19 protein-coding genes and 2 tRNA genes are annotated in these 25,274 nt (G+C 62.5%); 2 read left to right on the top strand and 19 right to left on the bottom strand.

Annotated elements, in window-relative coordinates; translation table 11 throughout:
* Window positions 1–172: 172 nt before the first annotated feature.
* From KGZ40_01745 to KGZ40_01715, 7 genes are all read right to left on the bottom strand, one after another.
* On the bottom strand, window positions 173–1,267 hold the full coding sequence (locus KGZ40_01745; protein MBS3956247.1) for a glycosyltransferase: 1,095 nt from the start codon (window positions 1,265–1,267) through the stop codon (window positions 173–175).
* Window positions 1,264–2,706 carry a polysaccharide biosynthesis protein gene (locus KGZ40_01740; protein MBS3956246.1) on the bottom strand — a complete coding sequence of 481 codons (1,443 nt, stop codon included), beginning with the start codon at window positions 2,704–2,706 and terminating at the stop codon, window positions 1,264–1,266. Before KGZ40_01740 ends, KGZ40_01745 begins: the two co-directional genes overlap by 4 nt.
* Window positions 2,707–2,858: 152 nt before the next feature.
* Complete coding sequence (locus KGZ40_01735; protein MBS3956245.1) at window positions 2,859–4,709, bottom strand: polysaccharide biosynthesis tyrosine autokinase; 1,851 nt, start codon at window positions 4,707–4,709, stop codon at window positions 2,859–2,861.
* A complete protein-coding gene (locus KGZ40_01730; protein MBS3956244.1) occupies window positions 4,710–5,573 on the bottom strand; it encodes a hypothetical protein in 864 nt (287 codons plus the stop codon).
* A 61-nt stretch (window positions 5,574–5,634) separates the two neighbouring features.
* Entirely contained in the window at window positions 5,635–6,315 is a 681-nt protein-coding gene (locus KGZ40_01725; protein ID MBS3956243.1) for an LCP family protein, read from the bottom strand.
* Window position 6,316: 1 nt separating this feature from the next.
* A complete protein-coding gene (locus KGZ40_01720) occupies window positions 6,317–7,351 on the bottom strand; it encodes an N-acetylmuramoyl-L-alanine amidase (protein MBS3956242.1) in 1,035 nt (344 codons plus the stop codon).
* An 88-nt stretch (window positions 7,352–7,439) separates the two neighbouring features.
* Window positions 7,440–7,514: transfer RNA gene (locus tag KGZ40_01715), tRNA-Ile, on the bottom strand.
* Window positions 7,515–7,648: 134 nt separating this feature from the next.
* Between KGZ40_01715 and KGZ40_01710 the strand changes: the two genes are divergently transcribed.
* Together KGZ40_01710 and KGZ40_01705 are read left to right on the top strand one after the other, a co-directional pair.
* Window positions 7,649–7,723 (top strand) — tRNA-Asn (locus KGZ40_01710).
* A gap of 115 nt (window positions 7,724–7,838) precedes the next feature.
* Complete coding sequence (locus KGZ40_01705) at window positions 7,839–8,945, top strand: response regulator (protein ID MBS3956241.1); 1,107 nt, start codon at window positions 7,839–7,841, stop codon at window positions 8,943–8,945.
* 41 nt (window positions 8,946–8,986) lie between these two features.
* On the opposite strand, the gene rpoD is transcribed toward KGZ40_01705, so the two are convergent.
* The 12 genes from rpoD to era all read right to left on the bottom strand — a co-directional run bounded on the left by rpoD (window position 8,987) and on the right by era (window position 25,268).
* Window positions 8,987–10,324 carry an RNA polymerase sigma factor RpoD gene (rpoD, locus tag KGZ40_01700; GenBank protein MBS3956240.1) on the bottom strand — a complete coding sequence of 446 codons (1,338 nt, stop codon included), beginning with the start codon at window positions 10,322–10,324 and terminating at the stop codon, window positions 8,987–8,989.
* Complete coding sequence (gene dnaG, locus KGZ40_01695) at window positions 10,309–12,180, bottom strand: DNA primase (GenBank protein ID MBS3956239.1); 1,872 nt, start codon at window positions 12,178–12,180, stop codon at window positions 10,309–10,311. Before dnaG ends, rpoD begins: the two co-directional genes overlap by 16 nt.
* A gap of 159 nt (window positions 12,181–12,339) precedes the next feature.
* Window positions 12,340–14,448 carry a sodium-translocating pyrophosphatase gene (locus KGZ40_01690; GenBank protein MBS3956238.1) on the bottom strand — a complete coding sequence of 703 codons (2,109 nt, stop codon included), beginning with the start codon at window positions 14,446–14,448 and terminating at the stop codon, window positions 12,340–12,342.
* Between the two features lie 136 nt (window positions 14,449–14,584).
* Complete coding sequence (locus KGZ40_01685; GenBank protein MBS3956237.1) at window positions 14,585–15,616, bottom strand: deoxyguanosinetriphosphate triphosphohydrolase; 1,032 nt, start codon at window positions 15,614–15,616, stop codon at window positions 14,585–14,587.
* Between the two features lie 30 nt (window positions 15,617–15,646).
* Window positions 15,647–18,352, bottom strand: a complete 2,706-nt coding sequence (gene ppdK, locus KGZ40_01680; GenBank protein MBS3956236.1) for a pyruvate, phosphate dikinase — start codon at window positions 18,350–18,352, stop codon at window positions 15,647–15,649.
* Between the two features lie 116 nt (window positions 18,353–18,468).
* On the bottom strand, window positions 18,469–19,311 hold the full coding sequence (locus tag KGZ40_01675; protein MBS3956235.1) for a kinase/pyrophosphorylase: 843 nt from the start codon (window positions 19,309–19,311) through the stop codon (window positions 18,469–18,471).
* Window positions 19,312–19,314: 3 nt separating this feature from the next.
* Window positions 19,315–21,387, bottom strand: a complete 2,073-nt coding sequence (gene glyS / locus KGZ40_01670) for a glycine--tRNA ligase subunit beta (GenBank protein MBS3956234.1) — start codon at window positions 21,385–21,387, stop codon at window positions 19,315–19,317.
* Window positions 21,384–22,280, bottom strand: coding sequence for a glycine--tRNA ligase subunit alpha (gene glyQ, locus KGZ40_01665; GenBank protein MBS3956233.1), 897 nt, complete (start codon window positions 22,278–22,280; stop codon window positions 21,384–21,386). The genes glyS and glyQ overlap by 4 nt, the downstream gene beginning before the upstream one ends.
* A 76-nt stretch (window positions 22,281–22,356) precedes the next feature.
* The gene (locus KGZ40_01660; GenBank protein MBS3956232.1) at window positions 22,357–22,893 is read right to left on the bottom strand and encodes a YcxB family protein; all 537 of its coding nucleotides are present in this window, start codon (window positions 22,891–22,893) and stop codon (window positions 22,357–22,359) included.
* The gene (gene recO, locus KGZ40_01655) at window positions 22,890–23,642 is read right to left on the bottom strand and encodes a DNA repair protein RecO (protein MBS3956231.1); all 753 of its coding nucleotides are present in this window, start codon (window positions 23,640–23,642) and stop codon (window positions 22,890–22,892) included. The genes KGZ40_01660 and recO overlap by 4 nt, the downstream gene beginning before the upstream one ends.
* A 10-nt stretch (window positions 23,643–23,652) precedes the next feature.
* Window positions 23,653–24,333: a deoxyribose-phosphate aldolase gene (deoC, locus tag KGZ40_01650; protein MBS3956230.1), complete on the bottom strand. Its 681-nt coding sequence runs from the start codon at window positions 24,331–24,333 to the stop codon at window positions 23,653–23,655.
* Between the two features lie 5 nt (window positions 24,334–24,338).
* Window positions 24,339–25,268: a GTPase Era gene (era, locus tag KGZ40_01645; protein ID MBS3956229.1), complete on the bottom strand. Its 930-nt coding sequence runs from the start codon at window positions 25,266–25,268 to the stop codon at window positions 24,339–24,341.
* Window positions 25,269–25,274 lie beyond the last annotated feature (6 nt).

Below are 25,274 nucleotides of genomic sequence, written 5' to 3'. Positions count from 1 at the left end.
ACAAGATGGCGGTGCACACGGATTCTTCCCGTCGCCAATAGCGCAAGGAGCCCTATTGTAAACACCCCCAGACCAACCATTCTTGCAACGGTCCCTAGACCCGGGATTATGACCATGTTTTCCCAGGGAACCACGAACGCGTACACACACAAAGCCCCGAATGCAATCCTGCTCATGATTGACCCAGAAGTAGCGCTATGTAGCGCTCAGCCGATACCCCAGCCGTGTACGACCGAATGTCGAAGTCGTCTGAGGGGGTCTCAATCAATGCGGCAAGTATCTCGCTCGCAAGTGCATCCGGGTCCCCTGGCGGAACTAGCCTCCCCCAGCGCCCTCCTTCCAGGATCTCCGCTGGACCACTCGGGCAATCGGTGCTCACGACAGAACATCCGCACGCCAGTGCCTCAATCAACACGGACGGCAAGCCCTCCCACCTTGACGACAGCACGAACACTGAGGCTCTCTTCATGTATGCATACGGATTGACGACGAAGCCTGGCATCGCCAGGTCAGATCGAACACCCAGGTCTGAGGCGAGTTTTTCCAACTCTTGCCGCAATTCCCCCTCCCCAAGAATCATGAGCCGGCAAGCCCGCTTGCTGCGCACCTGCGCAAATGCACGAATCAGATTCTCGAAATCCTTGGCTAAGGTCAATCGGCCAGCGCCCAAGATCACCGGAGGGGAACTCGGACCGAACCACGGATCATCAATAGACTGTTGACACATCTCAACAAGCGTGGGGGTTACCACAGGGTTGTAAATCACATGCACTCTATCCCGCGGGACCCCTGTTGAGTCCACAAGGTCGTCTGCTACACCCTGAGAAACCGCAACAACGACATCAGCATACGAGTAGGCGAGCTTGCGCATGACCTTGACTACTCGCGCAGGGACACTCTTTGCGCTTTTCTCCGCAACGGACACGGTGCTGTGCTCAGAAACAACCAGCCGCAAAGGGACCCGAGCCATGTTGCGAGCTACAACAGCGATGACATTTGCATGCCCTAGCGCGGAGAGCATCGCGGCCGGACGCTCGCGGCGCAGATACTGCACCAGCATTGGTAGACTTAAGGCCACCCTAGATGCACCCAGATCTACAACCCTGACATTCTCTGCAACTTGGTCAATGTAGGGGCCTTCTGCCCGAACGAGAACCAAGTCGACCTTGTGCCCAGCATCCGCGAAGGCATTTGCGAGGCCAACAATGACCCGTTCCGCGCCTCCGCCGCGAAGCGAGGGGATGTAGATCGCTATCCGCTCACTCAAGACAACCCTCCGAGGCTGCACGAAAGCCGTTCACGGCAATTCGCGACATTCAGGAGAATGACCAACCCGCCATACACAATGCCCCCTAGAGCCACTTGGCCCAGTAGCGCTACGACACCCAACTGGTCCGAAACCTGGGCGACCGCGATAGCCATCCCTCCAGCAGCTATCAACACCTTGCTTGCATCATGCCACGGGAATCCCAGCACGAAAGCCCTTCTGCCGAGGAAGATACTCAAGAGCAGCGCAAGACCGTAGCTAACCACAGTAGCCCACGCGGCACCAACAAGCCCGTGCAAAGGAATCCACCATAGATTCAACAATACGTTAGCCATAGCGGCCGGTAGCATCACCCACAGCTGACCGATGGTCCGGTGGCCCATCTGAAATGCTAGATCGAAGTAGTACGATCTCACTCCTGACAAGAAGGTAGCAACCGTAACCAGCGGCAACAATACACTTGCTGCTTCGCGAAACTCCTCACCTAGGAGTACCGCCGAAATATTGGGAGAGAGAAGGATAAGGCCGATGCACGCAGGCAACCCAACAGCCAGCAACAACGTAGCATTGTTCCGCAATTGATCACGTGCTGCTATTACGCCTTCTGCTTCAAGTGCCTTGAGTGCAAGAGGATACGCAGCTAGATTCACTACAACCATCAGAGATGTAAGCGTCTGATTCGCAAGGTCGTAAGCCGGCGCGTAGACACCGGCGTCAGCGGTGGTCAGTAGCGCTGCAATCAAGAACCGATCAGATGCGCTGATTACGAATACAAGAGCAAACGTAGCTGTAAGCGGCCAACCGTATCTCAGTGTCCTTGCAAGCCATTGTCGATTCAGGCGCGGCCTCACTTGCCATGTCGAGTCTCGTAGTCCTGCGGCACCAAACAAGAGAGCCGCAACCAGCAAGCCAAGCAACGGGCCGAGCTCGCCAAGTTCAAATACCAGAACACCGACCGCTCCTAGAAGAAGTGCAGATGCGCTCTTCGCGACAGACAGTAGGCCGTACCGCATCGGCCTGAGCTGAATCCGACTCAGCGTGAGCACGGTTTCCATCCATGCCATCGCCCAGAGCAACGGAATGCCAATCATGATCAATTGACGAATTTGAGAGTCCAGAACGAAGAAAGCAGACCCGGCTCCCGCTACACCCGTCATTACGACGAGCAGTATGAAGGCACCTAAGGTAGTAGAGGCAAGATCCTTAAGCTCTTGTCCAGCTGCTGGGTGGAACCGGAGCAACGCCGCACGCATCCAGTGGAACAGCACCGCATTACCGAGACCAACTGCCGCAATCACCAGGGTATAGCTACCGTACTGGGCAGGCGACAGCAAGCGTGTATATACCGCAAGCCCCGCGAACCCGAAAAGGCCGGTCAGTAGGCGGATAATCAGGTACTGGCTAGCGTGCCGTAGCAACATGATGATCGGCTCGTTCAACCAAAATGCCACTGGCCAAAAGTGTGGCTGCTCTTAGCATCAAGATAAGAGGAATGGCAACCTTTGACGCAACCAGCCAAACCGTGTCACAAATCAACCACCGCTCGGAAGAGTGCAAACCGAGTCCGGCACCCACTCTTCGCCAATGCACGCTATCGCGCACCGGTAACCACATCGAGCAGCCCCCACCCAAAGTACTGGTCGAGGAAGTACGCTGTAAGTGCCGCGACCACCACAACAGCGAGGAACCCGAGTAGCCCGGCCATCACGCGGCCCACGAAGCCGAGGAACTTGCGCATCGGCGAGATCTCCGGCAGGTAGACTACCGCAGGCGGCGGGAACTGCTCGGCAGACCTCACGTTCACCGTCGCTTTCGCGCCCGAGTCGTGCCTCTTGCCACCCTTCTTGGCGGCCGCGCGACCACTTTCTGGCGCGTTGTAGTAATCAGCGTAGTAGTAGTCGCCAAAGTACCCAGCGTAGTAGCCCCCACCCGCCGCGCCGCCCTCAAGGCCCCACACTACGGAGCCCACGATGCGCGCGCCAACGTTCTCGAGCATCTCCGCGCCCTTCGCGGCGGCTTCGCGCGTAGTCACACCCGCGCGCGTTACCATGAGCACGCCGTCGGCCCAGCGCGCCACTGCCGCCGGATCCGCGACCGCGAGCAGCGGAGGCGTGTCGAGAATGACCCAATCGGCCCACTCGCCTAGCTCGGTGAGTAACTCGTGCATCTTCTGCGAACCCAGCAACTCGCTCGGGTTGGGCGGCATCTTTCCGCTCGTCATGACCAGCAAATTCTCATCTCCGGGACGCTGGAGCGCCGCCTTGATCGAGTGCGAGCCAAAGAGCACGTCGGAAAGCCCGATCATGTTTTGCAACCCGAAGAAGTCACCAGACGTCGGGCGACGGAAGTCGCAGCTCACGAGAACGACCTTCTTGCCGGCCTGGGCGAGCGATGCGGCAAGGTTCGCGGCCACCGTCGATTTGCCCTCCGCGGGCGCGGCACTCGTGACGAGCAGCGTCTTGATATCGTGTTCGAAGTTGATGAAATCGAGTGAGTTGCGCAGCGCTCGGTATGCCTCGGCAGCCGGCGAGCCGGGGTGCTGGACGATCGTGAGCCTGCGCTGCTCGCCCTTCTCAAACGTCTCGAGCGGGATCATCCCGAGCACCGGCGCGCCAAAGAGCTTCTCGGCCACCTCGGTCGATTTGATGGTGTTGTCCAGGTACTCGTAGAGAAACGCCATGCCAAGACCAAACACGAGTCCCACCGCGAGCCCAAGCGCGCCGTTGCGCAAAGGTTGGGGCGACAAGGGTGTCTCGTTCACAACCGCCGGGCTGACCACGCGTCCCGCGCCTGTTTCGAGTTGCTGCTGGATGCGCAGCGACTCGAGCTTCTCGGCGAGTGTGGTATAGAGACCGGCGAGGATGCGCAACTCCGCATCGAGCTCATCGGTCCTGCCCTCATCAGAGATGCGACGGCCCACCTCAAGGACCTGGTCCTGCGCGTCTTCGAGGCGCAGTTCTACCTCGGTGGCGGCGGCAGCGATGCTCTCGCGGCGCACCTGCTGCGACCAGTTAACAAAGCCCTCGGCCATCTGGTTGGCGATCGCGACCGCCATCTCGGGGTCGGGGTCGGTGGCGACAACACGGATGATGTTCGTCTGCCCCACAGCTGCGACGGTGACGCGCTCCAGGAGTTCGGCGGGGGTGGTGCGCAAGCCGAGCTCGCGAACGGTTTCCTCGGCGATTGGGCGCACCTGCATGAGCTGGACCTGTGTTTGCAGATTGCGCTCGGCCGGGCCGGTGAACTCGCCCACGGCAAAGCCAAGAAGCGCGGCGCCGGCGTCACGGTCGGTGATGAGGACCTTGGCCTCGCCCTCGTAAGTGGGCGTCTGCAAGAAACTCACGGCAAGCGCGGCGAGCGTCACGACCACGATAGCCTGGACGATCACCCACTTGCGGGCCTTGATGACCTGCAGGTAGTCCCTGAGTTCGAGCTCTTCCACTTACAGCTCTCGGAAGGACGTCAAGAACCAGTGCTTGACGCCGTTGATGTCCTTTGAGATCGCAACGATCTGGCCCGCGCTACGCGGCTTTGTTCCCCCGCCAAACTCAACATCGATCGTCACCGTGCCAGAGCCTGTGGACACACGGTTGACCTTCACGGTGCGGTAGCCGCCGTCGACAAACGCTGCAATAACGTCCTGACTCGCGGTCTGCTGCTCGACTATCGTGTCGATGACTGAGATGTCTCCCCTGCGACCGGCAGCACCGCGAGAGGCGTTGCCGTCACGCGTGATGCTCGAGAAAAACCATGCGCCGTCGTGTGCGCGTAGCACAACCGTGCCGGAAATCGGGTCATTGCCGTTGGTGGACACGCGCAGCCGAGCCTCGGTAGCCGTTGCGGACTGCGGAGTCAGGGAGAACGATGAAATCTTGCCACCCACGAGCTTGCCTATCTGCTCCTGGCTGTCGACCTGCTCCCAGTACATGCGCGCACGCGCGTCCGCAGGCACGGTCACGCCCGTTGCGGGCACCACCGTAGCCGGAGGAGTAGGCGCGGGGGCCTGTGAGGAGACGGGCGAGACCGGCGGCGCAGGCGCGGCAGGAGCTGTGGGGGTCTCCTCGGCGGCTGTGCCGTCCCCGGGGGGCGTTGGCGCTTCCGCATCCGGATCCTCGGTAGGCTTGGGCGGTACCGGGGCTGTTACCTGGGCGTTATCCCCGCCGCCAAGGATGTTGTCGACAAGATCGATCCCGCCCAGAAAGACGAACGCCCCGGCGAAGACCGCTGTGGCGAGCAAGACAGCCGCCACCGGTATCACAAGCGAACGCGGCTTCGCGGGCAATTGGCTCTTTGGCTCATCAGTCATGATGTTACACCCCTCTACCCGCGCGCACGCGGTACGTTGATGAAGCCACGATAGTATACCATCAGCGAAGAATACGTCGAAGACTCTCGAGGGCCTCAGGTGAAAGGTCGGTCGTCACCCCTGCCGTTTGCGGTTCCAATTCGGCGACCGCACTGGCAAGTGCTTCGGTGAAACGCTCCGCTACCCTCTCGCGTTGCGAATCGGTAAGATACGCCGCCCCCTTGAGGTATTCGCACGTCTCGACACCTTCTAGCACCTGCCTTCCGGCAGGAAACGACAGTAACCGTTCGCCCGTGAACACGTCAACCGGGCGGGGCGATTCAAACTCGAGTCCGCCAGCGGCGTCGACCCACTGGGCCCACACGTCAGCATCGAGTATCACATACGCCGGGTGGGTTCCGTCGCCGAGGCGCGCGATAGCGGCCGCGACCGCCGGTCCGCCTCCAAACGCGTAGGCGTCACGAAGCTCGTTGTACGTGGTGCCAGGGATGGTGACCTCGGTAAGCGGGTCGTAGGAGCGAACCGATCCATCGGCCACGGTTACCACCGCCACCAGAGGCGTTACAATCCCGCCGTCCTCGCCCTCGCACGCAAGCGCGATCACTACCTCGTCTGGCAGCGTGGCACGGTCGCCGTCAAGCACCCCTGAGGCGAGCACGTAGACAACCGCCACGACCGTGATGACAAGTGCCGCTCCGACGCCTCCCGCAACAGCCCTGCCAACACCCCTGCCCTGGCCCATCTCACTCCCCTACAAACGCAAGGATCCCCGCTGCGATTCCCTCGGCCAGTTTGTCCTGGTAGTGAGGGCTCGAGAGTAGGCGATCCTCGACCGGGTTGGTCATGAACCCGCATTCTATCAGTACGCTTGGAACTGTCGCCCAGTTGAACCCGGTGAGGTCGGTCCGGGGCTTGAGGCCCAGGTCGCCCGCGCCGGTCGAAGCCACCACCGCGTCGTGGACGAGGCGCGCCGCCCGCTCGCTGGGGCCCGCGATACCGCCGGTCCAGCGGTTGGGCCCCGGAAAGAGCGTCGCGATTCCCGCGCGCGCGGGGTCTGTGCTGCCGTCGGCGTGGATACGCACGAACAGGTCCGCGCCGGCCTCGTTGGCCATCCGGGCGCGCTCGGAGTTGGAGATGTTGACGTCGTTGGTGGTACGCGTCATCACCACCGTCACGCCCGCTGCCTCGAGACGCGCTTTGAGGTTCATCGATATCTGGAGCGCGATCTCGTACTCGGGCACGCGCGTCTCAACGCCGGTGGTTCCGCCAGTCACACGCGCTTTCGTCTCCGTTGCGCCCGGGCCTACCGGTTCGCGCCGGTTGTCGCCGCGCGACTGATGCCCGGGATCGATGCACACGACAACACCGGTGAGCAGTGAGGTTGCCGTCGTGCCCGTCTCGGCAGGAACAACAAGCGTGACCGCCATGCCCTCGGGCAAGAGCATTCCCGCCGAGGGTTCCTGCGAACGCACCTTACGCGCCTCGCCTACCGCGTCAGCCGCAACCGAAACATCGTCGGCGACCTTGACAACCAGACCGGCCGCCTCGAGTACCACGTACGCCTCGGCAAGCGTGCGCCCAACAACGTCGGGCACCTCAATGGCTTTGGGGGTCTGCGTGGCGGCTGTTGAGCTACCGGCGGCGGTTTCGGTCGCAGCAAGCGCTGATGGCTGGGCATCAAGCGTCTGGGGCGAAGCGTCGCTATCCTGGCTCAAAGCGAGGACGAGGGTAGCGGTGGCGAGGAGTCCAACGCATCCCACGACCGCAAGCACGACCATCGTGCGTCGTGCGCGTTCGGTGCGGGAGCGTTGCCCCCTGTCGGTGCGAGATCGTCTCATAGTGTGTGTGATGGTGGGTGGTGCGTTGTGGTGGGCCCGGCAGGATTCGAACCTGCAACCAAGGGATTATGAGTCCCCTGCTCCACCATTGAGCTACGGGCCCTCTTGGGTAGACTCGAACTATCGCGACATGCGCCGCACGGGTGACTATAGCGAATCGGCGCGCGTGTTGCACCCCGCGAAGCGCTTGAGTATACTGCGCGGTGGCGCCGCACCCGCTCTGCGGCGTTCCTGCTTTCCTCGGTAGCTCAATGGTAGAGCATCCGGCTGTTAACCGGAGGGTTGTAGGTTCGAGTCCTACCCGAGGAGCCAGAAACCTTTCCAGGCCGCCCACCCAGGCGGCCTGTCGCATTGTGTTAGGCGATAAGCGATACGTTGTGCACAATCTGGAAATACTCTGAGTGTGCAAGTGCGACCGGGAGGCGCCATGAGCCCACGTGTGCTAGTCGCCGACGACGACACGTCGAGCCGCTACCTGCTCGAATCCATCCTGTCCTCGGCAGGCTACGATGTCGAGTCCGTGCCCGACGGCGAACAAGCCCTCTCAGCCGCCCACAGGCAACCTCCAGACCTCATCGTCACCGACATCCTCATGCCCAACATGGATGGTTACGCGCTGTGCCGCGCGTGGCGTTCCGACCAGCGTCTTTCCGCCATCCCCCTTGTGTACTACACCGCCAACTACACCGATCCTGACGACGAGCGGTTCGCCTTGAGCCTCGGCGCGGACCGTTTCCTCCTCAAACCGCTGGACCCCGACGTCCTTCTCGCCGAGGTCGACTCCGTCCTCCAATTCACCAGATCCGGGGACCTTACCCGCCGGATGCTCCCGTCGGAAGACGAGACCGAGGTTCTCAAGGAGTACAACGCCCGTCTCGTGAGCAAGCTCGAGCAGCAGCTCATCGAGGTCCAGCGCGTCAACGAATCGCTCACGCTGCTCGTAGACGGCACGATTGAGGCGATCGCCAAACTTGTCGAGGCACGCGATCCATACACTTCCGGACACCAGGAACGCGTCGCCGACCTTGGCGCGGCTATCGCAGCCGAGATGGGATACGACTCTCACTTCCAGCGCGGAATCCGGATGGCGGGCCTGCTGCATGACATCGGCAAGATCTACGTCCCCGCCGAGATCCTCACAAAACCACGGCGTCTCACCGAAGTCGAGTTCAACATCGTCAAACTTCACCCCGAGGTCGCCTACGATGTTCTCGCCCCCATCGAGTTCCCGTGGCCAATCGCCGAGTACATCTACCAGCACCACGAGCGCGCCGATGGCTCGGGCTACCCGCTTGGGATCAAGGATGATGCGATCGTTGACGGCGCGCGGATCCTCGCTGTCGCCGACGTGGTCGAGGCGATGTCGTCGCATCGCCCCTACAAGCTCGCCGTCGGACTCGATGCCGCGTTAGACGAGATCGACTCTAACGCAGGCATTCTCTACGACCGGGATGTTGCCGTAGCGTGCCTACAACTCTTCCGGGTGCACCACTACGTGATCCCTGAGTCGTCGAGCTCCCCGCTCGCATTGTGAGGCTCGAAACCGCACGCGCGGCGGCTGACCCCTCCTGCGACCTACTCCAGGTAATCCTTGAGTCTGCTGCTGCGCGACGGGTGGCGCAGCTTACAAAGCGTCTTGCTCTCGATCTGGCGGATGCGCTCGCGCGTGACCCCAAACTCCCGGCCCACTTCCTCAAGCGTGCGTGGATGACCGTCGGTGAGCCCGAACCTTAGCTCGATAACCTTGCGTTCCCGCTCCGACAAGCTGTCGAGAACACGGGAGAGTTGTTCTTGAAGCATCGAGAAGCTCGCCGCCTCGGGAGGCACGACCGCGTCACTGTCCTCGATGAAGTCACCGAGCTGGGAGTCTTCCTCCTCGCCTATCGGCGTCTCAAGACTCACCGGTTCCTGAGAGATCTTTAAGATCTCGCGCACGCGTTCGGCGGTCATCTCCATCTTCTCGCCGATCTCATCGGGGCTTGGCTCTCTGCCAAGCTCTTGCAGCAGCTGACGCTGCACGCGGATGAGCTTGTTGATCGTCTCGACCATGTGCACCGGGATGCGGATGGTGCGCGCCTGATCGGCGATAGCCCGGGTAATGGCCTGACGGATCCACCACGTGGCGTATGTCGAGAACTTGAAACCCTTTGTGTAGTCAAACTTCTCAACTGCACGGATGAGTCCGAGGTTTCCCTCCTGGATGAGGTCGAGAAAGAGCATCCCGCGTCCCACGTAGCGCTTCGCTATCGAGACCACGAGACGCAGGTTCGCCTCCACGAGTTGCTGCTTGGCGTCGAGGCCCACCGCCTCGATGCGGGTAAGGCGGCGCCGCTCAGGGCGCTCAAGCGCAACACCGAGTTCCTCGGCCTTCTCGATTTTGTCAGTCGCTTCGAGGCCCGCTTCGATCTTCATCGCAAGATCGATCTCTTGCGCAGCGGTGAGTAGCGGAACCTTGCCGATCTCTTTCAAGTACATCCGCACGGGATCACCCGTCAGCGGAGCGAGCGCGGAGCTATCCGTCCGGCGCTTGGTCTTCTTCTTGGTGGCCTTGGCGGGTTTGGGAAGCGGGATGTCTATGTGCTCCTTCTCAGTGCCGGGGATGTCATCGCCGATGTCGTCGGAGTCGGAGTCGTCGGCGTGCTCTGTGGCGGTGCCTACGACGTCACCAACGCCCGGCTCTTCGACAACAACGATACCGACGTCACGGAAGTACCCGTACACGCTCTCGATCTGCTCTTCAGACAGATCGATGTGCCCGATCGCACCCTGGATCTCTTCATCGGTGAGTTTACCCTTTGCGGCACCCGTCTTTGCGAGTTTCTTCACCTCGGCAAACTCGACGGCCTCAAGAGACTTGGCCGCGGTGGTCTTCTTGCGTTCGGTCTTGATCGGTTCTGTCACTCGAAACCCCACACTTCCGCTTCCTTTGGGAGCACACCGCGACGAAGCGAGTCACGCTCCGACTGCAATGCGACAACACGTCTGAACTGTTCATCGGCATCGGTTGCGTCTCCTGAAGTATCAGACTCCCGATACCGTGCCGTGCTCTCCCTGATTTGTCGCTCGAGCGCGAACTCCTTGAGCTTAGTCACCAGGTCACGAACAACCGAGTCTACATCTCCAGACGCGGGCACGTCCATGAGAAGCCCGGAAAACACACTGCCGGCGTACGTGTCCCGCTCGGCTACCGCCCGATACAACTCATCGGTCGTCGCGCTTGACGGCATCGCGCACACCGTCTCGATGAGAAGGCGCGACACTGGATCAACAAGCAGGTCGGTATCTAGCAAGCGGCGTGCCCCCATGCGCAGATCCGGAACCGCCGCCGCAACGCTCACGAGCGCGCGCTCCGCGCGTGTGGAGGGATCGATGTGCTCGTGGGAGCGCTCGGAGTCTGAAGCTCGGCCTCCCGTAGGGGGTGCGTCCCGAGTATCCGCGTCTGATCCTCGCGACGCGGGCTTCGCGTTATCGATGGCGGCGAGCGCCGTGACGTAGTCGATCCGCAAGCGATCGGCTAGATGGTTCGCGTAGTCTTGAGCAAGCAGCGTACCCTTGACTGGTGCGATGACCTGGGCGGCGTCCCGCAGGGCTCTCGCTCGGCCTTCGGCCGCGGAAAGATCGTGCGTCGAGAGCCGCTGATCGATCGCGAACCGCAAGAGCGGCTCGGCGGCAGCGATCACCTCGTGCATCGCAGCGGCGCCACGCGTCGCCACAAGCTCCGCGGGGTCGAGTCCGTCGGGGAGCAGCGCGACTTTGAGATCGATCTCCCTTCTGCCGGGCGACGCTAAGGCGGCGTCGATGAACTCGGCCGCGCGTGCGGCGGCCCTCAGTCCCGCTGCGTCACCGTCGAAGAGGTAGACAATGTTCTCGGTGAATCGCGCGAGCAAGTTGACGTGCTGGCGCGTAAGGGCGGTGCCAAGAGTCGCGACCACGTGTGTGATCCCCGCCTCATGAAGCGCGATCACGTCGGTGTAGCCTTCGACCACGACCGCGGTCTTTTCGGCGATGATCGCGTTTTTGGCCCGGTCGATGGCGTACACGTTTTCCGACTTGCGAAATACCGGAGTGTCCGAGGAGTTCAGGTACTTAGGTTCACCTCCGCCGACCACACGTCCCCCAAATGCGATGACGCGGCCGTGGACGTCGCGAATGGGAAACATAATGCGACCGTAGAAGCGGTCAACAAGGCGTTTGTCCGGGGACTCCCTGACATAGGCGAGATTGGCCGCGACGATCTCATCGACCGTGAACCCCTCAGCGGCGAGCCTCTTTGTGAGCGCGTTTGAACCGGGAGCGAAGCCGAGCGTGAACCGGCGTGCGACTTCGATACCGAACCCGCGAGCCGCCAGGTACTCGCGAGCCGCGGCCGCCTCGGGAGCGGAGGAGTGCGTGAGCAGGTGGTGGTAGTACTCGGCGGCGTCCTCGCACGCGGCTATCAAGCGCTCGCGCTGTCCCCGGTGAGGGCCCGCGGCGTCCTCGGCGATCTCGATATGCGCGCGCTCGGCGAGCAGTCGTACAGCTTCAGGGAACTCGAGGTTCTCTCGGCGCATAAGGAAGCCAAACACATCCCCGCCCGCGGCGCACCCGAAGCAGTGCCACATCTGAGTAGCCGGGTCGACCTTAAACGACGGCGTCTTCTCGGAATGAAACGGGCACAACCCCCAATACAGGCGTCCCTTCTTGTTGAGGACCACGCTTTCAGAGATGAGGGCGATGACATCGGTCGCGTCACGCACCCGCGCGACATCCGATTCAGGGATCCGTCCCACGCGCCCTCCTTTCGACAGTCACACTGCAACGTACCCCAGGCGGGGCCGCGCTAATACGACGAGGCTCCCGGGTGAGCGCTCGGCCACCCGGGAGCTCCCGGCGTCATGTCCAGGCTGCGACGAGCGCACTCGCTCGACAGCCGCGTAACTCTGAGTGCGCTACCTGCCGAGGAACCCTCCGCCCATCGCCACGAAGAGCGGGACAAACACGAGGCTTACGATGGTCATGAGCTTGATCAAAATGTTCATCGAAGGGCCCGAGGTGTCTTTGAAAGGGTCACCAACCGTGTCACCAACAACAGCTGCCTTGTGAGCCTCAGAGCCTTTGCCGCCGTGGTTGCCGGCCTCGATGTACTTCTTAGCGTTGTCCCACGCGCCACCGGCGTTTGCCATGAAGATGGCGAGCAGGAAACCGGTCACGAGCGCTCCGGCGAGCAAACCCGAGAGCATGTCGACCGACACCATGCCCACGACGAGCGGAGCGGCCACGGCGATGACGCCGGGAACGACCATCTCCTTGAGTGAGGCCTTGGTCGAGATGTCGACACAGGCGGCGTAATCCGGCTTGCCGGTACCCTCCATGATGCCGGGGATCTCTCGGAACTGCCTGCGGACCTCTTCGATCATCGAGAACGCCGCGCGACCCACCGCGTTCATAGTCAGCGCTCCAAACAAGAACGGAAGCATCCCGCCGATGAACAAGCCCACGATGACGTAGGGGTTGTCCAGGCCCATGTTCAGCGGCGCGGCACCCTCGCCGATAAGGCCGGCGTTGACTTGGGTGCGGAAGGCGACAAAGAGTGCGAGTGCGGTAAGGCCCGCCGAGCCAATCGCAAAGCCCTTGGCGATGGCAGCGGTGGTATTGCCTACGCTGTCGAGACTGTCGGTGATCTTGCGGATGGGAGCACCCATCCCGGCCATCTCGGCGATGCCTCCGGCGTTGTCGGCCACAGGACCGTACGCGTCTACGCCCACGGTGATCGCAATGATGGAAAGCATGCCCAGCGCGGCAAGACCGATGCCGTAGATGCCGCCACCGTCATACGCCGCCTCACCGGCCGCAAACGAGATGATGATTCCGGCCGACACTACGAAGATCGGAGCGGCGGTCGACATCATGCCCGTACCGATACCGGCGATGATGTTGGTCGCGGTACCCGTCACAGAGGCCTCGGCAATCTTGCGGGTGGGACGGAAGTGATCGGAGCAGAAGTACTCGGTGATCTTGCCGATCGCGATTCCGGCGGAAAGACCGGCGACGACGGCTGCGAAAAACCACATCCGCGCGGGATCTGAGCCCTCGCGAGTCGACCAGTGCCAAAACAGGTAACCCATCGCGCCTAGCTGCAGCGCCGCGGCAACGTACGTGCCCATGTTCAGGGCTGAGTGCAGGTTCGCACCCTCCTTCGCACGGACAGCGAACAGGCCGATGATCGACGTTACGATGCCGAGCGCGGCGATGAGCAGAGGTGCCGTAGCGCCATAGACGAAGTCGATGGAGTCAAAACCGACGGTTATTCCCCACAGGGAGATAGCGAGAACGACGGGTGCGATGATCGAGCCGACAAACGACTCGAAGAGGTCCGCTCCCATGCCGGCGACGTCGCCTACGTTGTCGCCAACGTTGTCCGCGATGACAGCGGGGTTGCGTGGGTCGTCCTCGGGGATGCCCGCCTCGACCTTACCCACAAGGTCTGCGCCCACATCCGCGGCTTTCGTGTAGATACCGCCACCCACACGGGCAAAGAGCGCGATCGAGCTCGCACCCATGGCAAAACCGTTGACTACCTCCGGCTGCGGAGTATCGCCTGAAAGGATCAGGAAGATAATCCAAAGCGAGATACCGCCGAGACCAAACGAAGCGACCGTGAGGCCCATCGTAAGACCGGAACGGAATGCGACAGTGAGCGCCTTGTGAACGCCTATAGTCGCAGCTTGTGCGGTACGTGTGTTGGCGCGAGTCGCTACGTACATACCAAAGTAGCCCGCTGCGGCCGACAGAATGGCGCCCGTAAGGAACGCGACTGCTGTGAGCGGCGGCATCGCCGGGACGATCCAGATAATGATCGCTACAACGGCGGCGAAGATGACGAGCACGCGATACTCGCGGAGAAGGAACGCCAACGCGCCCTGTTGCGTCGCCTCAGAGATCTCTTGCATCTTCTCGGTGCCAGGATCCTGCTTGAGGACCCACGAAGCGAGATAGACTGCGACCGCGATTCCAAGAACCGCGGAGGCCGGTGCGGCCCACGCTATCCAGTCAGCCATTAGGCGTGCCTCTCCTTCCACATGCTTCAGCAGAGTGTACGAACAGTGCCCACCTTCCGTGCGGGCGTTCCGGTGAATAGTAAGCGAAGCGAAGGTGGCGGGCAATAAACCGCCCTACGCCGCCGTACACCCGCCCCTACACCCGCCACGCCCTCGGCACGAACAGGTGCTGAAACGAGCGGATCGCGAACCGGTCGGTCATGCCTGCGATGTAATCCGTGACCGTCTGCGCCAGATCGACCTCGGTACTCTCGACGCGGTACTCGTCGGGAAGATCGTCCGGGTTCTTAAGGTAGTGCCGGAACAGCGCTTGAACCACTCGGTAAGCTTTGGGCTCCTCTGCCTTCGCCTCGCCCCCGAGGTACACCGCGTCAAACAGCCACGACCGCAGGTCCATCATTGCGTCCCAGACTGGCTTGCTCATCCGGATCTCGGGGGCATCCAGCGAGGTCGCCACCATGTCGTTCACCATTGTCGTGACCCGCGCCGCATGGTTGTGGCCCAGTACGTCTGTAGGACCCGTGGGCAGCTCGTCTTCGCGGATCACGCCGGCGCGAATGGCGTCGTCAATGTCGTGGTTTATGTAGGCGATACGATCCGCTGTCGCGACGATCTGTCCCTCAAGGGTAGACGCTCGGCCCGATCCGGTGTGGTGGGATATCCCGTCGCGCACCTCCCACGTAAGGTTGAGACCCTTGCCTCCATACTCGAGTCGCTCAACGATGCGAAGTGACTGCACGTTGTGCCGGAAGCGAGGCGGAGCACCCGCGGGGTCGCCAAACATCTCGGCCAACGCGTCATTAAGCGCGTCCTCACCAATGTGACCAAAAGGCGTGTGGCCGAGGTCGTGCGCGAGCGCGATCGCTTCGGTGAGATCCTCGTTCAATCGCAGCGCGCGCGCAATCGACCGCGCGATCTGCGCGACCTCAAGCGTGTGGGTGAGCCGGGTGCGGTAGTGGTCCCCCGCTGGCGCAAGGAAGACTTGTGTCTTGTGCGAGAGGCGGCGAAACGCTTTGCAGTGAATGATCCTGTCACGGTCCCGCTGGTACTCCGTGCGCAACGGATCAAGGTCGATCGCGCGCTCACGCCCACGCGTGCGTGCCGAGAACGCCGCGCGCGGCTGAAGCCGGAGGTGTTCCTCGGCCTCGTAGGATTCACGGGTGAGAATGGGACTGCTCACAGGCGCCAGATCACCTTGCTACCGGTTCTCCGAGGCGGCCGCGCGCTCAGCGAGTACCGCCTGTGCGGCCGCCAGACGCGCGAGCGGCACACGATACGGCGAGCACGACACATAGTCGAGGCCGATCGCGTGGAACACTCGCACCGATGCGGGATCGCCACCGTGCTCGCCGCACACACCGAGCTTGAGCGCAGGGTTGCCCTCGCGCCCGCGCACGCAACCCATCTCCACGAGCGCGGCCACACCGTCATCGACGGTCTCGAAAGGATTGAGTGGAAGTATCTTGCGCTCAAGGTAGCGGGGAAGGAACTTCGACTCGATGTCGTCGCGTGAAAAGCCAAACGTCGTCTGGGTGAGGTCGTTGGTGCCAAATGAGAAGAAGTCAGCGGATCGCGCGATACGATCCGCGAGCACCGCCGCACGTGGAAGTTCGATCATCGTTCCTATCGAGATGTCGATCTGTACTCCGCACTCGGCCTGGACCTCGGCGAGGACACGCTCACTTTCCGATCGGAGCACCTCAAGTTCCGCGGAGAGCGACACGAGCGGGATCATGATCTCCGGTTGCGGATCTTTACCCGCGCGCTTGAGCTCGCATGCAGCGCGAACGATCGCACGTACTTGCATCTCGTAGATCTCCGGGTACATGATCCCCAACCGGCACCCGCGAAGCCCGAGCATCGGATTGGCCTCGGACAGGTGGTCGATGCGCTCGAGCAGCGCGCGCTTGTCCGCGAGCTCCCCGGCGTTTGCACCAAGGCACTCGGCGCGCGTTATCTCGACAGCTAGTTCGCGGGGGTCATCGAGAAACTCGTGGAGCGGCGGGTCGAGCAGGCGCACCGTCACCGGAAGCCCGTCCATCGCCTCAAAGATGCCGAGGAAATCTTCAACCTGAACATCGAGGAGCTTCGCGAGCGCTGCATCTCGGCTTCTTTGGTCAGCGGCCAAAATCATGTCCTGCACGATCGATTTGCGATCCCCGAGGAACATGTGCTCGGTACGGCACAGCCCTATTCCGGCGGCACCGAACTTCCGGCCGAGCGCGGCGTCTTCGGGTGTATCGGCGTTGGCTCGAACGCCAAGGCGGCGATACTCATCGGCCCACCCGAGAATTGTGTCGAAGTCGTCTGACATCTCCGGCGAGACGAGCTCAACGGCGCCGAGCACCACGATGCCGGTCGTCCCGTCGATCGAGATGACGTCGCCCTCCGTGAGCGTGACGTCGGTGCCCGCAACGGTGACCTTCCGTGCGGCAGCGTCGATGCGGAGCGCCTCGGCGCCGCACACGCACGGCTTGCCCATGCCGCGAGCGACCACCGCAGCGTGCGACGTCTTGCCGCCATGCGAGGTAAGTATCCCCTTCGCGGCGACCATGCCATGCAGGTCATCGGGGTTGGTTTCCCAGCGAACAAGAATCACGTCACGGCCCTCGGAAGCGGCCTTCTCGGCGGCGTCAGCGGTGAAGACGACCTCGCCCACCGCCGCGCCTGGTGAGGCGTTAAGGCCTTTTGTGAGCACGTCGTACTGAGCGTCAAGGTCGAACTGCGGGTGGAGAAGCTGGTCGAGTTGCTCGGGATTGATCCGCACGATCGCTTCCTCGCGAGTGATCAACCCTTCGGCCACCATGTCGACGGCGATCTTGAGCGCCGCGCGCGCGGTGCGCTTGCCAACCCGTGTCTGAAGCATCCACAGCGTGCCCTGCTCGATGGTGAACTCGATGTCGCACATGTCACGGTAGTGATTCTCAAGCGTCACGAACACGCGCTCGAGCTCGGCGGCGACCTCGGGCATCACGTCGTGCAGCTCGGCGATGGGTGAAGTGTTGCGGATACCAGCCACAACGTCTTCTCCCTGGGCGTTGACGAGGAAGTCTCCGTAATACTCGTGTGCGCCATCGGCCGGGTTTCGCGTGAACGCTACCCCCGTGGCCGAACTGTCACCCTTGTTGCCAAAGACCATCGTCTGCACGTTGACCGCGGTGCCAAGGTCGTCGGGGATCTTTTCCATGCGGCGGTAATCGATCGCTCGGCGGTTGTTCCACGACTTGAATACCGCCTCAATCGCGAGGCGGAGTTGAACGTCGACATCTTGTGGGAACTCGACACTTCCCGCGACGGCAAGCTCGGGAAACACATCCGCCGAGACGTGCGACGCCACGATTCCCTTGAACTGATCTGCAAGCTCTCGCAGGTCGTCAGCGGTAAGATCGGTGTCATTTTTCACTCCGCGATCGAACTTCATTTTGTTCATCGCGTTTTCGAACAGGTCACCCTCAACGCCAAGCACGACCTTTGAAAACATCTGGATGAAGCGGCGGTAGCTATCCCACGCGAAGCGCTCGTTTCCCGTCTGCGCTATAACGCCCTGGATAGACGTGTCGTTCAAGCCAAGGTTGAGCACCGTGTCCATCATTCCCGGCATCGAGAACGGTGATCCGGAGCGAACCGAAACGAGCAGGGGATCGGCAGGGTCGCCGAGTTTCTTGCCCATCTGGGCCTCGAGGTCGGCGACGTGACCGGCGATCTCGTCTGAAAGTCCTGCGGGAAACGCTGGCGGGTCTGAGGCATAGTACTCAACGCACGCCTGGCACGTGATCGTGAAGCCGGGCGGCACCGGCAGCCCTAACTTGGTCATTTCGGCGAGGTTGGCGCCCTTGCCACCAAGGACGAACTTCATCGATGAGTCGCCCTCACGGAACGCGTACACACGCTTGACTTCAGACACGATGGCTATCTCCCTTACGTCTGGGTTCCCGGCGCCTTGCATGATACCGCAGCGCTATGCGCCGCATGTGTGGTGCGTATGGTCTCCTGTGACTGTGGGCACTCGCGACAGAAGGATCAATCCAGGGTGGCGAATCCACCCTGCACGTAGCGGATGATCTCTTGAGCCGCCTCCTCGATCGCGCGGTTCTCGGTGTGAATCACGATGCAGCCGAGGGTCCGCATGAATGCACGTGCTTCCTCCAACTCCCGCTCAACAGCTTCCCGGTTAGCGTACCCGGACACGAAAGCGCCGATCTCGCGCATCCGCTCGGAACGAATGTCCACCAAGACATCGACGCTCGTCACGAGGCCAAACACCCGCCTGGGGTCAACGTCGTGAAGCTCGGGAGGCGGTACGAGCCCGGAAGCGAGAGGCACGTTGGCGACCCGCCACCCTTTGAACGCAAGGTACATGGAAAGCGGCGTCTTACTCGTGCGTGACACGCCGATAAGAACGATGTCCGCTTCGGTCAGCCCCTCGGGATTGCGGCCGTCATCGTGCTTGACCGCGAACTCCATCGCCTCGATGCGATCGAAGTACCCCTGGTCGGTGCGGCGAACAGCTCCGGCCTCACCGGTTGGGGCGAGCCCGGCGACCTCGCGTAGCAAACGCACCGCTGGACCGATCAGATCGACCCCGCGCACGCCACCCTCACACAAGAGCTCCATCTCAGAACAGAGCGCTGCGTCCACAAGCGTGTAAAAGAAGATGCAGTCGCGGCCGCAGTGCGTCTCGACCGTCTCCCGCAGCTCTTCCGGAGTTGTGACTTTGGGCAACCTCTCTATGCGAAATGAACCACGGGCGAACTGCGCTTTCGCGGCGCGCGCCACCATCTCTCCCGTCTCACCGAGAGAGTCCGAGATCACATGAATGGTTATCGGCCCGGACGGTGCGCCCGGTCCACCCAGCAAGTCCACGCGCTACCCCGCAAGCTTCCCAAAATCGGCGAAACGTTCGAACAAAGCGACGAAGCGGTTCAACTGTTTCAACCGGTTGTCGCGCAAGGCCTCGTCCGGGTCCATGACGAGCACCGTGTCGAAGAACGCGTCGATTGGCCGTCGAAGCGACGCGAGCACAGCGAGCGCCTGGGGGTACTCGCCATTGGAGAGAAACTCGAACGCATTCTCCTCAGCGTCGCCGAGTGCGGCGGCGAGAGCGGACTCCTCGGCACCCATCAACGCGGGTACCGCAGCGATCCCGAGCTCGGGCCTGGAGAGGTTGCGAGCGCGAGTGAACGCTACCGAGAGGTCCTCCATCGCATCGCTCGCGGCGCGCATCGCCGTGAGCGCCCCGGCGCGCGCCAGGGCGTCGGCAGGATCGTTGGAGGCCGTTGCGAGCACGGCGGCAACGGTGTCGTAGGCATGACCACGATCGCGCAATACGCCTTCAAGCCGAGCCACGAAGAACTCCATAATCTGGGCGCTCACCGCAGCCGTGTCCACGTCGAGGGTATCGGCATAGCCGTCGAGCGCCGCACCGACCATGACGTCGAGGATGAGCTCGGGCCCGCTCATGACGATGTTCAGGATTCCCAGCGCGCCGCGTCTTAAGGCGTACGGATCCGCTGAGCCGGTAGGAGCCATGCCGATCGCGAAGATCCCGCATATCGTGTCGAGCTTGTCGGCCACAGAAACGAGACGGCCCGCCGTACTGACAGGCAGGCGATCCCCCGCGAACCGTGGCAGGTAGTGCTCGGGGATCGCCGCGGCGACAGCGGCGCTCTCCCCCGCGGCGGCCGCGTAGTGCCGGCCCATAATGCCCTGGAGCGACGGAAACTCGATGACCACGTGACTCACGAGGTCTGCCTTGGCAAGGCGTGCGGCCCGAACCGCCGCCGCGGCAGTCTTCGCGTCTGCGTTACTGAGCGCGGAAAGACGGTCTGTCAATGCCACGAGCCGCTTTACCTTGGCGCCGAGGGTGCCGAGCTTTTCCTGGAACACGATTTGGTCCAGCGCCGAGACAAGATCTTCGAGCGGACGGGCAAGGTCTTCGCGGTAGAAGAAAGCGGCATCAGCGAGGCGCGCCCTGATCACCCGCTCATGGCCAGCGACGATCGCGGCGGTACGCTTAGGTGCGCCGTTGTGCACTACGATAAACGCGTTAGAAAGCGTGCCGTCTTTATGCTGCGTGGGGAAGTAGCGTTGATGCGACTGCATCGCCGTTTCGAGCACCTCGCGGGGCACCTCGAGGAACGCCTCGTCAAAGCGTCCAATTGCCACAGTGGGACACTCGACAAGGTTCACGACCTCGGAAAAGACCTTCTCGGCGACGACCGGAGTTAACCCTATAGCGGCAGTCGCCGAGTCGATCGACGCACTGATAGTAGTCGAACGTCTCGTCTGGTCGAACTCAACGTATGCGCGACGCAGGCAACTCTCGTACTTCGCGACGGCGGGAACCTCAATGGCTCCGGTCGAGAGGAAGCGGTGCCCGTAGGTCACACGCCCGGCACACACGCCGGCGAACTCGACTGGCACGACGTCGGCGCCGTACAGCGCGAGTAGCCAGCGGACCGGGCGCGCAAAGCGAGCCTCGCCTGAGCCCCACCGCATCGATTTTGGCCACTCGATTCCGGTGGCAAGGCGGCTCAGAAGCCCGGGCAACACGTCTGCCGTGGGACGACCTTTCTGCTCGATGACCGCATACACGTACTCGCCCGCGTCATCGGTGACGCGCTCAAGCGCCGAGACGTCCACTCCCTGGCCTCGCGCGAACCCTTCTGCGGCCTTTGTTGGATTTCCCTGTGCGTCAAAGGCGATCTTGACCGCAGGTCCTTTCACTCGTGACGTGCGGTCGGCTTGCGACTCATCAAGCCCGGTGATGCGCACAACGAGCCTGCGAGGCGAGCCAAACACATCGATTTCCTTGTACGAGAGGCGTTCCTCAGCGCACAACGCCTTTGCGTCTCCACCGAGCCGGGCGATGGCGGCGTTTAGGGGCGCAGAGGGGATCTCCTCGGCCCCGATCTCGAAGATGAGGTCGCGTGCGCTCACGAGCGAACACCCCCCTTTTCCTCGGCGGGCGTGATCGAGACGAGGTACGCCTCGCAACATGCCTTGGCAAGAACGCGGACCCGGCCGATAAAGCTCACGCGCTCCGCCACCGCGATCGCACCGCGCGCGTCGAGCAGGTTGAACGCGTGCGAGCATTTGAGCACGTAGTCGTACGCCGGTAGCACGACACCTGCCTCAAGGATGCGGCGGCACTCGGCCTCATACGTGTCGAAGAGGCGGTAGAGCATCGCGGTGTCGGCGATCTCGAAATTGTAGGTCGAGTACTCGAACTCGTTTCGCGCAAAGACGTCACCGTAGGTAAAGGAGGTGCCGTCGTCGCGCTCGACCCAGATCAGGTCGTAGACGCTGTCCACCTGTTGGATGTACATGGCGAGCCGCTCGATCCCGTAAGTGATCTCGGCGGGTACCGGTCGGCAGTCAAAGCCACCTACCTGCTGGAAGTAGGTGAACTGGGTGACTTCCATGCCATTGAGCCACACCTCCCAACCGAGCCCCCACGCGCCGAGGGTCGGCGACTCCCAGTCGTCCTCGACGAGTCGCACGTCGTGCTCGGCGGGCTCGATGCCGATTGCGCGCAGCGAGTCCCAGTACAGGTCGAGCACGTTGTCGGGGGACGGCTTCAAGATGACCTGGTACTGGTAGTAGTGCTGCAGGCGATTGGGATTCTCGCCATAGCGACCATCGGCGGGACGGCGGCTGGGCTGCACGTACGCCGTGTACCACGGGTCCGGGCCGAGGGATTTAAGCGTCGTGGCCGGGTGGAACGTGCCCGCGCCCACCTCGGTGTCGTAGGGCTGCAAGACCACGCAACCCTGATCGGCCCAGTAGCGCGAAAGCGCCAGGATAATGTCTTGAAAACTCGATCCGTGCATGGAGGTGCGCTCTCCTCTCGGCCAGCGCCAGGTGCGGCACGGCTCGACTTCGTTTGGGCGAGACGTGTCCTGTATCTTACCTCAAGCCATCATCACGCCGAGGCGGATTGCCAGCACCCGCAACAAGCAACTCCCTGAGTGTGGGGCGCAGCTCGAGCGGGACGTCCTCGACTGGTATGAGCACATAGTTCGAACCACTCGTATAGAGCATGAGGTGGTCAACAACGTTTCGCCAGCGCGTGACTGAACTCCACGCGATCTGGCCGTCCCCCTCCGCTGACGAGTAGCCGATCTGCTCCCCGGAAAACACCCAGGCGACCGGCGTATAGAGCACTTTCGCGCTGGGCGAGTTGGCGAGCCACGAGACATAGCCCCACACCACGAGCGGGATCGCGAGCAGCGCCGCAAACATCGTGAACCCGGTTGCCGACGCGCCGCTCCCATACGCGATGACCCCGCCGATGGCGACAAGCGGCGGCGCGAACCGCAAGGCGCGCGCTGCGAGGTGAAGCATCACGCCACGGTATCCTCGCGGCGTGAGGGTGGCGGTGAACGCCACCTCAAGATGCTCGGCGCAGGGCGCCTCTGCGGACCCGGTGGTGGTCTCTTTCACGGTCCCGCCTCTCCGATGAAGAAGTCGAGCGCCTTGATCCGGACCGGCACATGATACGAGATGTACCCGCGCATCAGTGCGAGATTCTCGCTGACGGCTCTAGACGGAGGCGGCGTCGCGGCGATCTCGGACATCGTAGAGCGCATGAGGAGGCACAGCGCGTCGTATGCGGAGGCGCTGAGCCGCGTCGCGCCAGGCGCCTCCCCTCCGCACGTGTGGCATACCACTCCCCCATCTCGAAGGGAGAACCCGCAAGCTCCTGAAGCTACGCATCCGCACGACACGCACGATTCGAGGTGGGGACGATAGCCGTGCATCGCCATCGCTTTTACGAGAAACGCCGTCACGACAGCGCGCTGGCTCATCACGTCGCCCGCGGCCAGGGCATCGAGTGTCGCGCACGCGAGTCCATACACCCGGACTTCCGTTTGCCCCTCAATTGCAAGCTTGTCGATGACGTCGAGCACGACCGACGCCGCGCAAGAGCGATCGTACTCGGTGCGCAAAACAGCGTGCAGGTCGACTGAGCGCGCGTCGGAGACGACCTCGAGAGTGCGTCCGGTGTTGAGCACGAGATCAACAACCGCTCCCGGCTCGAGGCGGCCGGAGAATCGCGACGTGGGCTTGCGCATACCCTTGGCAATAGCGGAAACGATGCGCCCGTCGTGGGCGAGCAACGTCACAATGATGTCGGCCTCGCCGAGCTTTGTCTTGCGCAGTACGAGCGCCCTGATGGGATACGACGGCACGGCCCGTCCTCTAACCGCGGCGCTCGAGCGCCTCAAGTATCTCGAGCCCCGATGAGGCGCCTACGCGGCTCGCGCCCGCCTCGATCATGGCACAAGCGGTGTCAAGATCACGTATTCCGCCTGCGGCCTTTACGCCGATATCAAGCCCAACCGCAGCGCGCATAATCTCGACGTCGCGCACGCTCGCTCCCCTCGGCCCGAACCCCGTGGACGTCTTGACGTAGTGCGCTCCCGCGGCCACGGCAAGCCGGCAGGCGCGGTCGATATCGGCATCGGTGAGGTACCCGGTCTCCAGGATAACCTTCACCATCGCCGCGCCACCCGACGCGCGTGCGACGCTGTCGACCACCGCGCGAATGTCGTCGGTCACGAACTCGTCTTCGCCCTCGAGCAGCGCAGCGATGTTGAGCACCATGTCCACCTCGGCGCACCCGAGTTCCACAAGGTGCCGGGACTCTTCGGCCTTCGACTCCGTGTTGACGTACCCAAGCGGGAACCCGGCGACCGAACAAACCGCCGTTGAGGTGCCAGCGAGGCGCTGGGCAGCGACCGGTACCAGGAACGGTGAGACACAGATCGCGGCAAACCCGGCGTCGCGGGAGCGTGCGATCCACTCCGCGCCCTCGGCCAATCCCGCGGTCGGTTTGAGCAACGTCTGATCGATGTAGCGTGCAAGCGTCGCTCTGTCCATGGTCTTCACAATCCCTCTCCGTAACCAAAACGCCTGATCTGAGAGGCGTCACGACGCCAGTTCTTCTTCACCTTGACCACCAGGTCTAGATAGACCCTCGTACCGAGCAGGCGCTCAAGGTCGTGACGAGCGTCGGTCCCCACGCGCTTGATCATCTCGCCGCGCTTACCCACGATGATCCCCTTCTGGGACTCACGCTCGACAAACACCGTCGCCGAGATGCGGGTCAAGCCGTCATCACTCTCGGGCCACTCGACGTCGTCGATGACCACGCCGACGGCGTGAGGCACCTCCTCACGCGCGAAAAGTAACACCTTCTCCCGCACGAATTCGGCCATCATCACCTCGATCGGCTGATCGGTAGGCATGTCCCGCGGGAAGTAGCGAGGGCCATCCGGCAGGAACTGAAGTACGCACTCGACAAAGCCCTCCACGTTGAAACCCTCGAGCGCCGAGACGGCCACGACATCATCGAAGTTCGCGAGGGTGCGAGCCGCGTCAATCTGACGGGCCAGGCGGGGTTCGTCCACCAAGCCGACCTTGGTCACGACAAGAACCTTTGCCGCCCGCGACTGCGCTATGTGAGCCGCGACCCATCTGTCACCGCTGCCGACCGTTGCCGTGGCGTCAACCACAAAACACACGACATCCACATCCGCAAGAGCAAGCAAGGTGGAACGGTTGAGCTCCTCGCCGAGCACATCGTGCGGCTTGTGCATGCCGGGAGTGTCGATGAGCACCATCTGGGAGTCGTCGCGGTCGATGATGGCACGGAGACGATGGCGGGTCGTCTGCGGGACGTGCGACGTGATCGCGATCTTGGTGCCAGCAACCGCGTTGAGCAGCGTTGACTTGCCTGCGTTTGGACGTCCTGCTAAAGCGACGAATCCGCTCTTTACCGTCTCCCACATAGGGGCCGATCCGGGAAGGTCCACCGGGTT

Source organism: Clostridiales bacterium (assembly GCA_018333995.1).
In the GTDB taxonomy this organism is placed as follows: domain Bacteria; phylum Actinomycetota; class Coriobacteriia; order Anaerosomatales; family SLCP01; genus JAGXSG01.
The sequence above is the reverse complement of the archived record's forward strand: the minus strand, read 5'-3'. Positions and strand labels throughout refer to the sequence as shown.